The sequence below is a fragment of the Streptococcus mitis SK597 genome, assembly GCF_000148545.1.
GTDB classification, from domain to species: Bacteria; Bacillota; Bacilli; order Lactobacillales; family Streptococcaceae; genus Streptococcus; species Streptococcus mitis_C.
Genome location: NZ_AEDV01000033.1, coordinates 1 through 13,775, shown reverse-complemented (window position 1 = coordinate 13,775; position 13,775 = coordinate 1). Strand labels below are relative to the sequence as shown.

The window sequence follows — 13,775 nt, the reverse complement described above, 5'->3', positions numbered from 1 at the left end:
ATAGGAGTATGATTACAATAGTTTTATTAATCCTAGCTTATCTGCTGGGTTCGATTCCGTCTGGTCTCTGGATTGGACAAGTATTCTTTCAAATCAATCTACGCGAGCATGGTTCTGGTAACACTGGAACGACCAATACCTTTCGCATTTTAGGTAAGAAAGCTGGTATGGCAACCTTTGTCATTGACTTTTTTAAAGGAACCCTAGCAACGCTTCTTCCGATTATTCTTCATCTGCAAGGCGTTTCGCCTCTCATCTTTGGACTTTTGGCTGTTATTGGCCATACCTTTCCAATCTTTGCAGGATTTAAGGGTGGCAAGGCTGTCGCAACCAGTGCTGGTGTGATTTTCGGATTTGCGCCTATCTTCTGTCTCTACCTTGCAGTTGTTTTCTTTGGAACCCTCTATCTTGGTAGTATGATTTCACTCTCTAGTGTCACAGCATCTATCGCAGCTGTTATCGGGGTTCTACTCTTTCCACTTGTTGGTTTTATCCTGAGCAACTACGACCCTCTCTTCATTGCTATTATCCTAGCTCTTGCTAGCTTGATTATTATTCGCCATAAGGATAATATCACACGTATCAAAAATAAAACTGAAAATTTAGTCCCTTGGGGATTGAACCTAACCCATCAAAATCCTAAAAAATAAAACGCCAGTTTGAACATAACTGACGTTTTTTTGTATGCTTATTTTGATTTGATATAGTTGATACCATCTGCTTTTGGTGCGACTGCTTTTCCAAAGAAGGCTGCCAAGACAAGAATGGTCAAGACATAAGGTGCGATTTGAAGATAAACTGTTGGCACACCTTGTAGGAACGGCAATTGAGAACCGATAACAGCCAAACTTTGTGAAAGTCCAAAGAAAAGACTAGAAAGCATGGCTCCGATTGGATTCCATTTTCCGAAGATCATCGCGGCAAGGGCGATAAATCCAGGTCCAACAATAGTTGTCACTGAGAAGTTAACTGAGATGGATTGAGCATAAATCGCTCCACCAATTCCACCTAGGAAACCTGAAATAATAACCCCTAAATATCTCATTTTGTAGACATTGATTCCCAAGGTATCCGCTGCTTGAGGATGTTCACCGACAGAGCGGAGACGAAGACCAAAGCGAGTCTTGAAGAGGATAAACCAAGCAAGGAATGAGAAGGTAATGGCCAGATAACCAAGAAGACTAGTTGACTTGAAGAAGATATCGCCGATAACTGGGATATTTGCCAAGACTGGGAAATCAAAGCGTCCAAAAGTCTGACTTAGGTTGTCGGTTTGTCCTTTGTTATAAAGGACTTTCACTAAGAAAACAGCCAAGGCTGGTGCCATCAAGTTCAATACCGTACCGCTGACAACATGGTCTGCACGGAAATGAACCGTCGCTGCTGCGTGGATGATGGAGAAGAGTCCCCCTACCAATCCTGCTATAAGCAAGGATAACCAAGGAGTTGCTGCTCCAAATTGTTCTGCAAATTCAAGGTTAAAGACAACTCCAGAAAAGGCTCCCATAACCATAATTCCTTCAAGGCCGACGTTTACGATACCACCACGTTCAGAGAAAACACCACCGATACTTGTAAAGATGAGGGGCGCTGAGTAAATCAGCATAGAAGACACCAAGAGGGTGAGCAAGGTTGTAATAGACATCTTTACTTACCTCCTTTAACTTGTTTTTTCGGTTTGACAAAGCGTTCGATAAGGTAATGAACACTGACAAAGAAGATAATAGAAGCTGTTACAATGCTGACAAGCTCAGACGGTACCTGCGCTGCATTCATACCAGGGGCTCCAACTTGGAGAACACCAAATAGGAAGGCTGCAAAGAGAATACCGATTGGTGAGTTGGCTGCAAGCAGACTAACTGCCATCCCGTTAAATCCAACAGCCAATGACGCCCCTTGAACATAGACGTTCTGGAAGGTTCCAAGTCCTTCAACAGCTCCACCAAGACCTGCCAAGGCACCTGAAATAATCATAGATAGGATAATCGTTCGTTTGGCAGAAATACCAGCATATTCTGAAGCATGTGGATTAAGACCAACCGCACGGATTTCAAAACCAAGGGTTGTTTTCTTGAGCATGAACCAAATAACTGCAACGGCAATGATGGCAAAGAAAATACCAATATTCATCCGCGAATTACCAGTCAATTCGGACAACCAAGGAGTCTGATAGGTTGCATTAGCTCCAACACGAATGGTCGAATCTGTACTTTGCATAAAGTCTTTAGGGAATGCATGGATAAAGGCATTTCCTACATACAAGACAATGTAGTTCATCATGATGGTCACAATGACCTCTGACGTCCCTAGATAGGCTCTCAGAATACCCGGAATCGCGCCGACAATTCCACCAGCAATCAAGGCAATCACGATAGTCGCTAGAATCATCAAGGGACGTGGCATATCTGGATGCGACAAAGCAAACCAACCACTGAGAATCCAACCTGCCAAAGCCTGACCAGGAAGTCCAACGTTAAAGAAACCTGCACGACTAGCAACGGCAAAGCCCAGACCAATCAAGACTAAAGGCCCCATGGCACGGAAGATTTCCCCAATCCCGCGTAGACTACCGAAGGCTGTGTAGAACAATTCTTCGTAACCCCAAATAGCATCATAACCGAAGATCCACATAACAATGGCTCCGAGTAAAATTCCTAGGAAGACAGAAATCAAGGGAACCGAAATTTGTTGTAATTTTTTAGACATCACTCTTCTCCTTTCCCAAGTTTCCACCAGCCATCAAGACACCAAGTTCTTGTTTATTGGTTGTTTCTGGTGATACAATACCTTGAATCTTACCATCGTGGATAACGGCAATACGGTCTGAGACGTTTAAAATCTCATCCAATTCAAAGCTGACAACAAGGACAGCCTTGCCATTATCACGCTCTTCAATCAAGCGTTTGTGGATATATTCAATGGCACCGACATCCAACCCACGAGTTGGCTGGCTGACGATAAGGAGATCAGGATCTCGATCAATTTCACGAGCAATAATTGCTTTTTGTTGATTTCCTCCTGAGAGTGCCGCTGCTGGTACTATTTCACTGGCAGCACGAACATCAAACTCTTCCATTAGCTTTTTAGCATAAGAAGTAATATTTGAATAGTTCAAAATTCCATTTTTACTATGTGGTTCTTTATAGTAGGTTTGAAGGGCAATATTTTCAGAAATCATCATTTCCAAAATCAAACCATCACGGTGACGGTCTTCTGGAACGTGCCCAACACTTTGTTCTGTAATTTGTCGTGGATGCAAGCCTACAATTGAATCTCCTTTTAGCTCAATGCTACCAGATTCAACCTTGCGAAGACCTGTGATGGCTTGAATCAGTTCAGACTGACCATTTCCATCAATCCCCGCAATACCAACAATCTCTCCCGCTCGAACATCCAAGGACAGATTTTTCACAGCTGGAACACCACGGTTTTCATTGACCACCAAATCTTTGATTGACAAGACCACTTCTTTTGGTTGAGAGGCTTGTTTCTCTGTTTTAAAGGAAACAGAACGTCCTACCATCATTTCTGCCAAATCAGCATTAGTAGCCCCTGCAATTTTGACGGTTTCAATTGATTTCCCACGACGAATAACTGTAACGCGGTCAGAAACTGCGCGAATCTCGTCCAACTTGTGGGTAATCAAGATAATTGATTTTCCTTCTTTGACAAGATTTTTCATAATGGCCATCAACTCCTCAATTTCTGATGGAGTCAAAACAGCCGTTGGTTCGTCAAAAATAAGAATATCAGCTCCCCGATAAAGGGTTTTTAAAATTTCTACACGTTGTTGGGCTCCAACTGAGATGTCTGCCACCTTGGCAGAAGGGTCCACAGCTAAGCCATAACGTTCAGAAAGAGCCTTGATTTCTTTGCTAGCTCCAGCGATATCTAGCACACCATTTTTAGTCAATTCACTACCTAAAATAATGTTTTCAGCCACCGTGAAAGCCTCTACCAACATAAAGTGCTGGTGAACCATTCCGATTCCCAAGCCAGCTGCTTTAGATGGGGAGTCAAGGTTGACAACTTGACCGTTGACCGCGATTTCACCACTAGTTGGTTCAAGAAGGCCTGCTAACATGTTCATGAGCGTGGACTTACCAGCCCCATTTTCTCCTAAAAGTGCATGAATTTCACCCTTTCGTAGGTGCAGGTTGATTTTGTCGTTGGCAACAAATTCACCAAACACCTTGGTAATATCACGCATCTCAATGACATTTTCGTGTGCCATGTGCTCTTCCTTTCAGAGTCTTATTTTATTTCAATAAAACTTGCTAGTTTGTCTAGTAGCAAGCTTTACTGAGACAAAATGACTTTGTCTCAACTCTTAAAAAGCGGCCGATGGCCGCTTCCTAAGAAATAACTTCCATCCATTATTTTGCAGGAACTTTTACGCTTCCATCAAGGATTTTAGCTTTAGCATCTTCAACGGCTTTTTTACCTTCTTCAGAAAGGTTAGTTGTTACCAAGTCAACCCCTTTATCCTTCAATGAGTAAACGATTACTTGACCACCAGGGAATTCACCTTTTTCTGCCTTGTTAGAAATATCTTTTACAGTTGTACCAACTTGTTTCAAAGTAGATGCAAGAACAAAGTTTGATTCTTTGCCATCTTTAGAAGTGTATTTACCTTCTGCTTCTTGGTCACGGTCAACACCGATAACCCAAACTTTTTCATTTTCAGGACGGCTTTCGTTGAGTGATTTTGCTTCTGCAAAGACACCAGCACCTGTACCACCAGCTACTTGGTAAACAATATCTGCACCGGCTGCGTATTGTGCGGCTGCAATTGTTTTACCTTTAGCAGCATCACCAAATGAACCAGCGTAGTCAACTTGTACTTTGATAGATGGGTCTACTGACGCAACACCAGCCTTGAATCCTGCTTCAAAACGAGAGATAACTTCTGACTCCTGCCCACCTACAAAACCAACTTGTTTTGTTTTAGTTGTTTTTGCTGCAGCTACACCTGCAAGGTAACCTGACTCATTATCAGCGAAAGTTACGCTCGCAACATTCTTTTGATCTTTAATCACATCATCAATCAAGACATAGTTCAAATCAGTGTGCTCTGCTGCTGCATCTTTAACTGCATTGTGAAGGGCAAAACCAACACCGAAGATTAGGTTGTAACTTCCAGCCGCTTGTTGCAAGTTGTTAGCGTAGTCAGCTTCACTTGTTGATTGGAAGTAAGTGAAACCGTTATCTTTTGAAAGATTGTGTTCTTTACCCCAAGCCTGCAAACCTTCCCAAGCTGATTGGTTGAATGATTTGTCATCAACACCACCAGTATCAGTGACGATTGCTGCTTTTGTCTTCACATCAGAAGATGAATCTGCCTTACGAGAAGAGCGGTTACCACATGCAGCAAGTCCAACTGCTACCACTGCTACTAGGCCAAGACCTAGCCATTGTTTCTTGTTCATTACTGAACCTCCTAAATAAGATGTGCAACGATGTTGCAAGTATGGATTGGTTGGCCACAAGGACCGTGCCACTCAGAGAGCGACTCAGACTAATTTAAGTCTGTAAAAGAGTATGGAAGTAATTCCCCGACCGTCATCTCGACCGTCGATTTATCTTTTGCGACTAAGGTCACTTTTAGATCTTGTTCAAAAAATTCGACCATTACTTGGCGACAAGCACCACATGGTGAAATCGGTTTTTCAGTTTGACCATAAACAATCAGCTCTGAAAATTCTCTTTGCCCTTCAGATACAGCCTTAAAAATGGCTGTTCTCTCACCGCAATTGGTCAAAGGATAGCTAGCATTTTCGATATTCACTCCCGTGTAAACACTTCCGTCTTTTGCCACTAAAACTGCTCCGATAGGAAAGTGAGAATAGGGGACATAGGCTTTCTTGCTGGTTTCAATTGCCAGTTCAATCAACTCAGTAGTCGCCATCAGCCAATTCTCCTTTTAGAATTGCTACTCCAGCTGACGTTCCAATACGGGTCGCCCCTGCTTCAACAAAGGCAAGAGCATCTGCATAAGAACGAGCTCCACCAGCAGCCTTGACTCCCATATCAGGTCCAACTGTTTCACGCATTAATGTAACATCTGCTATCGTAGCACCACCAGTTGAGAATCCAGTAGATGTTTTGACAAAGTCAGCTCCAGCTTTTTGGGCTAATTGGCAAGCTACAACTTTTTCTTGGTCGGTCAGCAGGCAAGCTTCAATAATGACTTTCACTAACTTGTCACCACTTGCTTCTACAACAGCACGGATGTCCGATTCAACCAAGGCTAAATTACCTGATTTGAGAGCCCCAACATTGATCACCATATCAATCTCATCTGCTCCATTTTGGATAGCTTCTTTGGTTTCAAAAGCTTTCACGACTGAAGTTGTTGCCCCCAAAGGGAAACCTACTACTGTGCAGACCTTGACATCTGTGCCTTCAAGCCCTTTTTTAGCATGTTCAACCCAGGTCGGATTAACACAAACACTGGCAAAATCATACTCTCTAGCCTCAGACAACAAACAATCAATTTGATTTTCTGTTGCATCTTGTTTTAAAAGCGTATGATCGATATATTTATTTAATTTCATATTCGGATTCTCCTGCGGTTTATGAGATAATTTCTATAATTTCTCGTAAACTTTGCACCCTATCATTTATTTTAACATATTTTTGAAAATCTGTAACTAGCTGAGGAGAAATTTTTCCATTTGTGTATACTTTTGCAACAATTTCTCCCTTTTGAACAGAATCTCCAACCTTCTTTTCAAAAACAATTCCTGTTTCATAGTCCAAGGCATCAGACTTGACTGCACGGCCTGCCCCCAGTCTCATAGCATAAAGCCCAAATTCCATTGCTGGAAGAGCTGAAATGACACCCGTTTCCTGGGCAGGAATTTCTACCACATGGGCAACATTGACAGGACGGTAGAGGTCTTCCAAGTCCCCACCTTGGGCTTGCACCATTTCCTCAAACTTAGCCAGTGCTTGACCATTCTCAAGATGTTGGCGGACTTCTTCAACTGTTTTATTTACATTTGCCAGGCCAAGCATAATTTGAGCCAATTCACAGATGAAGTGGGTAATATCCTGACGTCCTTGACCCTGTAAAATCTCCAATGCTTCAAGGATCTCCAGACGATTTCCAATAGCACGCCCTAAAGGCTGGCTCATATCCGTAATCACTGCTACCGTTTTTCTACCAACTGCCTTACCAAGTTCCACCATGGTTTGAGCCAATTCACGCGCCTCATCAACCGTCTTCATGAAGGCACCCTCACCGACAGTCACGTCTAGCAAAATAGCACCCGCCCCTGCCGCAATTTTCTTGCTCATCACCGAACTGGCAATCAAAGGAATCGTGTCAACAGTTGCGGTCACATCACGGAGAGCGTAGAGAAGCTTATCTGCTTTAACCAGCTGGTCTGATTGCCCAATGACAGATACACCAATATCCTGAACCTGACGAATAAAATCCTCTTGACTACGTTCTACTTGATAGCCCTTAATGGACTCCAATTTATCAATTGTTCCACCAGTATGGCCGAGACCACGACCACTCATTTTTGCCACAGGTACACCGAAGCTAGCAACAAGAGGAGCTAAAATCAAGGTCACCTTGTCACCAACACCACCCGTAGAATGCTTGTCAACCTTAACCCCATCAATAGCGGATAAATCAAACTCTTGACCTGTCTTGACCATCTTCATAGTTAGGTCAGAGATTTCTCGTGTCGTCATTCCTTTAAAATAAACAGCCATAGCAAAGGCAGACATCTGATAATCAGGAACCGTTCCTGACACATAGCCTTCTACCAGCCATTCAATTTCACTCGAAGTCAGTTCTTGACTATCTCGTTTCTTTTGGATTAAATCAACTGCTCTCATTCTTTCACACTTCTAAGGATATAGTATCCCTTGTCTTTTTTAAGGATTTCACAATTACCAAACACATCCTCCATCTTGGACTTAGCACTTGGAGCCCCTTGTTTTTTCTGGATGACGATGGTCAAATCTCCACCAGTTTCCAAGAAATCTTTACTTTTCTCAATGATTTCGTGAACCACTTGCTTGCCTGCACGGATAGGAGGATTTGAAATAACATGGTCAAATGTGCCTTCAACTTGTTCATAGATGTTGGACTGGAAAATCGTCGCTTCTACTTTATTTCGTTCAGCATTTTGTCGCGCCAAATCCAAGGCACGATTATTGATATCAACCATGGTCGCCTGAACTCCATAAGCCTTAGCTAAAGACAAGCCCAAAGGTCCGTAACCACAGCCTACATCTAGGACTGTCTCTCCTTGGTTGACCTCCAGACACTTGAGCAAGAGTTGACTTCCAAAGTCAATCATTTTCTTGCTAAAAACACCCGCATCCGTTAAAAAGGTCATTTTTTCTCCCAACAACTCCACTCTCAGCTCATGAATATCGTGAGCAGCGTCAGGATTCTCTGCATAATACATTTTACTCATGAAACTATTTTACCATAATTTGACTTAAATTGTAAATCGTTTACATATCCAGAATGAGACAAAAAGATTGAAGGAAGTTGCTTTACAATAGCTCCCCTTCAATCTCTTTCAACCTTTATAAGCAAATAGTATTTCATCTAGGACTACAGCTATCATTGCCATGATAAAACAACAAATTTATTGTCTATAATCAAGCGCATTTTTATTACTATTGCTTAACCTTCAGATACTTAATTATCAACAAAATTCCCAACAAAATATTTAGATAAAAGCCCAACTGATACGTTTTTGTCAGGATTTCCAAACTTGTCCAAAGCCGTACCAAATCTTCTAGCGACATGCGGAAGAAATAACCCTCTGTAGCAATCCACAAAATCAAAAATAGATAACTTCCAGCAGCAAGCCATTTCGTCCACCGTTTTTTTAGTAGGCAATCAATCAAGAGCGAACAGATAAATACAGCTGTTACAATAGCATGTTCCATCAAAAAAGTAAAACCGTAATAGATTTCCACAAAGCGTCTGCCATTATCCGCATTCGCCCCTTTTATAAAAGGTAGTGCAAAACTTAAAATAAAACAAAGTTCCAATATGTAACGTTTTAAGATTTTCATAGTACACCTCCTATAAGTTGTGAATCCCAAAGCCCCCTTTATTAGCTTATAAGTCAGGAGAAAGTAGCTCCTACTTCATCACTAAATTGTTCATCCTCTATCTACATCTATTATATACTATTGACTTAACACATTCAAGAAACCGCTTTATTTTTTTAGCTTTTTATGGTATGATAGACAAAATATCTAGGGGAAAACAAATGACCAACGAATTTTTACATTTTGAAAAAATCAGCCGCCAGACTTGGCAATCCTTACATCGAAAAACAACACCTCCTTTGACAGAAGAAGAATTGGAATCTATCAAGAGTTTTAATGACCAAATCAGTCTTCAAGACGTTACAGATGTCTATCTTCCCCTAGCCCATCTCATCCAGATTTATAAGCGTACCAAGGATGATTTGGCCTTTTCAAAAGGGATTTTCCTTCAACGTGAAAGCAAATCCCAGCCTTTTATCATTGGGGTTTCTGGGAGTGTTGCCGTTGGAAAATCCACAACTAGTCGACTACTGCAAATCTTACTATCCCGTACGCTTAAAGATGCTAGGGTTGAGTTGGTAACAACTGATGGTTTTCTCTATCCCAACCAGACCTTGATTGAGCAGGGGATTTTAAATCGTAAAGGATTTCCTGAAAGCTATGATATGGAAGCTCTTCTCAACTTCTTGGACCGCATCAAAAACGGACAAGATGTGGATATTCCTGTCTATTCTCATGAAGTCTACGACATCGTACCTGAGGAAAAGCAAAGCGTCAAAGCAGCTGACTTTGTCATTGTTGAGGGAATCAATGTCTTTCAAAATCCACAAAACGAGCGTCTCTATATCACTGACTTCTTTGACTTTTCCATCTATGTTGATGCTGGAGTCGATGACATCGAGAGTTGGTATCTGGACCGTTTCTTAAAAATGCTGAGCCTAGCCCAAAATGACCCTAATAGCTACTATTATCGTTTTACTCAAATGCCAATTTGGGAAGTGGAAGCCTTTGCCCATCAAGTCTGGACCAGTATCAATCTGACAAATCTACAAAATTATATTGAACCGACCAGAAATCGTGCGGAAGTGATTCTTCATAAAAGCAAGAACCATGAAATAGATGAAATTTACTTAAAAAAGTAATTTTCCCTTGTCAAAACGTAAGTTTTCAGATATAATGGTATAGTTAGTAAATATGGAGGTAAGAACATTGGCAAACATTAAATCAGCTATCAAACGCGCTGAATTGAACGTTAAACAAAACGAAAAGAACTCAGCTCAAAAATCAGCTATGCGTACTGCTATCAAAACTTTCGAAGCAAACCCATCTGAAGAACTTTTCCGTGCTGCTAGCTCAGCTATCGATAAAGCAGAAACTAAAGGTTTGATTCACAAAAACAAAGCAAGCCGCGATAAAGCTCGTCTTTCAGCTAAACTTGCTAAATAAGAAACAGTCCATAGAGGCTGTTTTTTTGTCTCCAAATAGGAAAAGGTAGAAAATGAAAATCTCAATTATCGGATATTCTGGTGCTGGTAAGTCAACTCTAGCCGAAAAGTTGTCTAACTGCTACTCCATCCCAAAACTTCACATGGACACACTCCAATTTCAACCCGGTTGGCAAGACAGTGACCGTGAATGGATGTTGACCGAGATGAAAAACTTTCTCACCAAGCATGAAGCTTGGGTCATTGATGGTAATTATTCTTGGTGCTATTACGAAGAAAGAATGCAGGAAGCTGACCAAATTATCTTTCTCAATTTTTCTCGCTGGAATTGTCTGCTACGAGCCTTTAAACGTTATCTTAAATACCGGGGAACAGTAAGAGAAAGTATGGCAGCTGGTTGTCAAGAACAATTTAATTGGGAGTTTATCAGATGGATTCTCAGGGATGGACGGACTAAAGCTCAAAGAAAAAATTACCAAAAACTTTGCCAAGAATATTCACATAAAGTCACTATTCTTCGAAATCAGAGAGAGCTAGATCAATTTCTGAATAATAAAAGGAAGTCCTCCAATTCATAAAGAAGGGCTTCCTTTTTTAGCTATAATTATTCTGCAATCAAGGTTTCTAATCCAACCTTCATCATATCGGTGAAGGTATTTTGGCGTTCTTCTGCAGTCGTGTCTTCGTCTGGGTTAACCAAACTATCAGAAATAGTCATGATAGCAAGAGCATCAACATGGTGCTGGGCTGCCAGATAGTAGAGTGCTGCTGCTTCCATTTCCACAGCCTTGACTCCCCATTTACCAAGCTCGATGTTCTTTTCAAAGTAGTTTGAATAAAAGACATCAGATGACAAAACGTTCCCAACGTGGGTGGTCATACCAAGTTCTTTGGCAATATGGTAGGCCTTATCTAGCAAATCAAAGCTAGCGATTTGTGGAAAATCATACTGTGGCCAGTCATTGCGGATGATGTTAGAGTTGGTTGCAGCTGCCTGCGCCAAAACCAATTCACGGACGTGAACATTTTCATTCAAAGAACCTGCAGTTCCCACACGAATCAATTTTTTCACACCGTAGTCAACAATCAACTCACGCGCATAAATCGAAATAGATGGCATTCCCATCCCAGTTCCCATGACAGATACACGGTGACCCTTGTAAGTACCAGTGTAACCAAACATGTTACGCACTTCGTTAAAACAAACAGCATCTTCAAGGAAATTCTCCGCAATAAACTTAGCACGAAGAGGATCCCCAGGAAGAAGAATTTTATCAGCAATTTCACCCTGCTGAGCAGCAATATGGATAGACATAGTTAAGATATAAAGGGCGACAGAGAACAAAGTAAAAATAGGAAACTGACGACGCATCTCAGATGCTAGACAGTTTATCTTTTTTACACAGTTCTCCGCCCGTATTCAGTTCAATGAATACAGTTAACCCATCCTTTCTTTTATTGTTATGAAAAGTTTTCCGCTCGTGTTCAAATCAAAACACACGCTCTACCTTTCTTTTTTTATTTTTATATTTCATAGCTAGGAAAAATCGGATTCAATCATGACTCCGATAAGCCTACTTCTTTTTTATTTCAAACAGTTATTGATAAATTGACAATAGTTTTTAATCTTTTAAGATAAATCTTTGATTAGAAGAAACGGTCGTTCTCTATCTTATTACTCTATTCTTTGACTTCTGACACAGTATGTTAGCCCAAGAAAAACGGTCTAATATTTTTGCAAATTCATAGGCTAAAACAGCTGTTACTAAGAGATACGGAAGAGAATCTAAAGCTAGCCCAGTGAAACCTATTACTAATCCAGTTGCTGACCAGGGAGCCCTCAAAGTCACAGACAAAAAGCAAACAGATCCCAAAAGCAAAATGCTTGGCTGGCTATCCCCACCTAGAATCATTCCAAAGAGAGCAGCTCCAGCCATCCCCAAGGCAAAAGATGGCGTAAGTGTACCACCATAGGCCCCTGCCCACAGAGTAATAAGAACGACCAGTGCTTTTAGGATAAACAAGAGGAATACTGTTTTGCCGTTGCTACCATTCAATACTTCCTGAGCCATCATACGTCCATTTCCAAGTAGATGTGGAAAATAACTTGCCAACCCAGCAAGAAAAAGAAAAGCTGTAGGCAATGTGAGAAGTATTCGTTTATCTTTTATTCTGTTTGAAGACACTTCTTTACTCAAGCGACCAAAAAGCCAAGCTAGTGGGGTTAAGAAAAGAAGTAATAAGGGAATAATCCATATTTCCTTTAATGACCATGCAATGGCTGGAATCTGGTAGAGAGCCTGATCTGAAATAACCAAGCCTGCTATATAGGTTGACACATAGGTAGTAAAACCGACTAAGACAACTCGTTTAATAGATAGAGCAATTCCTAGAGTTTCAAAAACAAAGAAGACACTTGTTAATGGAACCTGATAGACAGCTGCTAAACCAGCACCAGCACCACAAGCACGGAGAAAGATTTGATCCTTCTTAGAGAGAGAACATATTTTTCCAATTGGTCCTGCAAATAGAGTCCCAATCTCTCGTGGCGCAGCTTCTTTACCAATAGGGGCTCCCCCTCCAACTGCAATGATCTGCCAAATTGAATGAAATAGCTGTTTTAAAAAATGAAGTTTGTATTGTGAAGTCTCATCCTTCATCTGTGCTTTAATGGAAAAAATCTGTGATTTTTTTTGCAAGAAATACCAGACCAAGGATGAGCTGACACCCACGATTATTAAACTTAATCCTATCCGCGACGAGGAAACTCCATCTGTCAAGAATACAGTTTGATGCTCTGATTGACCAAAAGCTATCCCCTCTATCATCTTTAAAAGATAATGTAGAAAAATACCAGATAAACCTGAAACTATTCCTTGCAAAATGACTGCTAGGAATAATTTAAGATTATAAGGGATTTTCTGAAAAATACTCCTCAATTCTTTTAACATAGTAATAATTCAGCAAAAACGGCTTTAAGTAAGCCTTTAAAATCACCTTTAACACACTCAGTCACTTCTATAACCTCTTCGTGGTTAATCTCTTCTTTGAAACCAGTAGTATAGTTAGTAATACATAAAATTCCTAGAAGTTTCAAACCTGAGTAGGCTACAACAATAACTTCAGGAGCAGTTGACATTCCGACCACATCTGTTCCAAGCATCTTATAGGTACGAATTTCTGCTCGTGTTCAAATTAGAACACGCGCTCTACCTTTCTGTTTATACTCTTCGAAAATCTCTTCAAACCACGTCAACGTCGCCTTGCCGTATGTATGGTTACTGACTTCGTCAGTTA

General features: G+C 41.0%; 15 protein-coding genes and 1 pseudogene. 4 read left to right on the top strand and 12 right to left on the bottom strand.

From position 1 onward, the window contains the following. Positions 1–8 precede the first annotated feature (8 nt). Complete coding sequence (plsY, locus tag SMSK597_RS06475; RefSeq protein WP_000628799.1) at positions 9–650, top strand: glycerol-3-phosphate 1-O-acyltransferase PlsY; 642 nt, start codon at positions 9–11, stop codon at positions 648–650. 38 nt (positions 651–688) lie between these two features. Here the strand turns inward: plsY and SMSK597_RS06470 are convergent, their stop codons facing one another. From SMSK597_RS06470 to SMSK597_RS06430, 9 genes are all read right to left on the bottom strand, one after another. Continuing rightward, positions 689–1,645: an ABC transporter permease gene (locus tag SMSK597_RS06470; protein WP_000029115.1), complete on the bottom strand. Its 957-nt coding sequence runs from the start codon at positions 1,643–1,645 to the stop codon at positions 689–691. A gap of 2 nt (positions 1,646–1,647) precedes the next feature. Continuing rightward, the gene (locus tag SMSK597_RS06465) at positions 1,648–2,706 is read right to left on the bottom strand and encodes an ABC transporter permease (protein ID WP_000038670.1); all 1,059 of its coding nucleotides are present in this window, start codon (positions 2,704–2,706) and stop codon (positions 1,648–1,650) included. Next, entirely contained in the window at positions 2,699–4,234 is a 1,536-nt protein-coding gene (locus tag SMSK597_RS06460) for an ABC transporter ATP-binding protein (RefSeq protein WP_000929816.1), read from the bottom strand. The genes SMSK597_RS06465 and SMSK597_RS06460 overlap by 8 nt, the downstream gene beginning before the upstream one ends. Before the next feature lie 142 nt (positions 4,235–4,376). Beyond that, entirely contained in the window at positions 4,377–5,429 is a 1,053-nt protein-coding gene (locus SMSK597_RS06455; protein ID WP_001036159.1) for a BMP family lipoprotein, read from the bottom strand. Positions 5,430–5,518: 89 nt separating this feature from the next. Next, the gene (locus tag SMSK597_RS06450) at positions 5,519–5,908 is read right to left on the bottom strand and encodes a cytidine deaminase (RefSeq protein ID WP_000246098.1); all 390 of its coding nucleotides are present in this window, start codon (positions 5,906–5,908) and stop codon (positions 5,519–5,521) included. Next, positions 5,895–6,557: a deoxyribose-phosphate aldolase gene (gene deoC, locus SMSK597_RS06445; protein ID WP_000773715.1), complete on the bottom strand. Its 663-nt coding sequence runs from the start codon at positions 6,555–6,557 to the stop codon at positions 5,895–5,897. The genes SMSK597_RS06450 and deoC overlap by 14 nt, the downstream gene beginning before the upstream one ends. Before the next feature lie 19 nt (positions 6,558–6,576). Then, a complete protein-coding gene (locus SMSK597_RS06440; protein ID WP_001202989.1) occupies positions 6,577–7,854 on the bottom strand; it encodes a pyrimidine-nucleoside phosphorylase in 1,278 nt (425 codons plus the stop codon). After that, on the bottom strand, positions 7,851–8,441 hold the full coding sequence (locus tag SMSK597_RS06435; RefSeq protein WP_080551624.1) for a methyltransferase: 591 nt from the start codon (positions 8,439–8,441) through the stop codon (positions 7,851–7,853). Before SMSK597_RS06435 ends, SMSK597_RS06440 begins: the two co-directional genes overlap by 4 nt. Positions 8,442–8,649: 208 nt before the next feature. Next, positions 8,650–9,054, bottom strand: a complete 405-nt coding sequence (locus SMSK597_RS06430) for a hypothetical protein (RefSeq protein ID WP_000698100.1) — start codon at positions 9,052–9,054, stop codon at positions 8,650–8,652. A 200-nt stretch (positions 9,055–9,254) separates the two neighbouring features. On the opposite strand from SMSK597_RS06430, the gene coaA reads away from it, so the two are divergent. The 3 genes from coaA (at position 9,255) to SMSK597_RS06415 (ending at position 11,056) form a co-directional block, all read left to right on the top strand. Beyond that, positions 9,255–10,175: a type I pantothenate kinase gene (gene coaA / locus SMSK597_RS06425; protein WP_000180507.1), complete on the top strand. Its 921-nt coding sequence runs from the start codon at positions 9,255–9,257 to the stop codon at positions 10,173–10,175. 67 nt (positions 10,176–10,242) lie between these two features. Then, positions 10,243–10,479 (top strand): 30S ribosomal protein S20, encoded by a 237-nt coding sequence (gene rpsT / locus SMSK597_RS06420; RefSeq protein ID WP_001274010.1) that lies wholly within the window; start codon positions 10,243–10,245, stop codon positions 10,477–10,479. Positions 10,480–10,531: 52 nt separating this feature from the next. Next, positions 10,532–11,056: a DNA topology modulation protein gene (locus SMSK597_RS06415; RefSeq protein ID WP_000703238.1), complete on the top strand. Its 525-nt coding sequence runs from the start codon at positions 10,532–10,534 to the stop codon at positions 11,054–11,056. A gap of 26 nt (positions 11,057–11,082) precedes the next feature. Here the strand turns inward: SMSK597_RS06415 and deoD are convergent, their stop codons facing one another. The 3 genes and pseudogenes from deoD to SMSK597_RS06400 all read right to left on the bottom strand — a co-directional run. After that, positions 11,083–11,793, bottom strand: coding sequence for a purine-nucleoside phosphorylase (deoD, locus tag SMSK597_RS06410; RefSeq protein ID WP_004237758.1), 711 nt, complete (start codon positions 11,791–11,793; stop codon positions 11,083–11,085). Between the two features lie 352 nt (positions 11,794–12,145). Next, positions 12,146–13,429 carry a chloride channel protein gene (locus SMSK597_RS06405; RefSeq protein ID WP_000910663.1) on the bottom strand — a complete coding sequence of 428 codons (1,284 nt, stop codon included), beginning with the start codon at positions 13,427–13,429 and terminating at the stop codon, positions 12,146–12,148. Beyond that, a pseudogene (locus tag SMSK597_RS06400) lies at positions 13,423–13,668 on the bottom strand (phosphorylase family protein); the annotation flags it as partial. The pseudogene SMSK597_RS06400 and the gene SMSK597_RS06405, both read right to left, overlap by 7 nt. Positions 13,669–13,775: the final 107 nt, after the last annotated feature.